Below are 816 nucleotides of genomic sequence, written 5' to 3'. Positions count from 1 at the left end.
GCTCGGTGTACTGGTGTTCGGGCGGCGCCCCACCCTCGAACAATCCACCCGCGCCGTCATCGCCTTCGGCGGCCTGCAGGACTGCTGCCTGCAGTTCCCCGACGTCCCCGGAGATCAGCTGCGCACCGCCACGGTCGACGGAGCGATGGCCGCGCTCGGGTTGTGAAATCAGCCGAGCTTGCCCACGAGCTGGCCGGCGACTGCGGTGACGGCTGCGGCCGATTCTGTGGATGAGACCGCCACGATCGCCGTGCCCGCCAGTCGGTATTCCGTGGCGTCGCCCGAGCCCCCGCCTGACAAACTGGGATTGGGTTTGCGCTTCTGGGTGAAGCGCACGACATCGGACCCGCTCTCACCCGGAGTGACGACGAACGGTATGCCGTCACCTGCTGACGCCTTGGCGCATGCCGGAACTTCGGCGGCGAGCTGTGCGAACTTCTGCGAGGCGGTGTCCGCATCGGGATATACCGCGATTGTCTGGCTGACGAAGTGCTGACGCGGCCCGCCTGCCCACTGCGAGACGTACTTGGCGGTGGCTGGGGCACCAGCGGCGAAGTACAGCGTGTTCACCGCATCGCATACCGCCGTGGGCCCCGCATCCGGAACTCGCGGCGTCGTTTCGGCCGGATTCAGCGAGTCGAACTCTGCGGCACCGGGATTCGCCTGTTGCACAATGCTGTTCAGGGTATCGACAGATAACGTCAGGGTGGCGGTATCGGTGGGTGCGGTTGTGGTGTCCACCGGGGTGGCCGTGAATCAGCAGGGTACGCGCTACGTCTGGGGCGGCGGCAGCAAGGACGGCGGCACTTCAGGAGC

1 protein-coding gene and 1 pseudogene are annotated in these 816 nt (G+C 66.8%); one reads left to right on the top strand and one right to left on the bottom strand.

Features of this window, described 5'->3' with window-relative positions; all coding sequences use genetic code 11:
* Positions 1-166, top strand: a pseudogene (locus A5779_RS34440) (TetR/AcrR family transcriptional regulator); the annotation flags it as partial.
* A gap of 2 nt (positions 167-168) precedes the next feature.
* On the opposite strand, the gene A5779_RS09450 reads toward A5779_RS34440, so the two are convergent.
* Positions 169-741 (bottom strand): sensor domain-containing protein, encoded by a 573-nt coding sequence (locus A5779_RS09450; protein WP_064881162.1) that lies wholly within the window; start codon positions 739-741, stop codon positions 169-171.
* Positions 742-816: the final 75 nt, after the last annotated feature.

Source organism: Mycolicibacterium peregrinum, from assembly GCF_001665625.1.
In the GTDB taxonomy this organism is placed as follows: Bacteria; Actinomycetota; Actinomycetes; order Mycobacteriales; family Mycobacteriaceae; genus Mycobacterium; species Mycobacterium peregrinum_B.
This window is presented reverse-complemented; position numbering and strand designations above follow the sequence as displayed.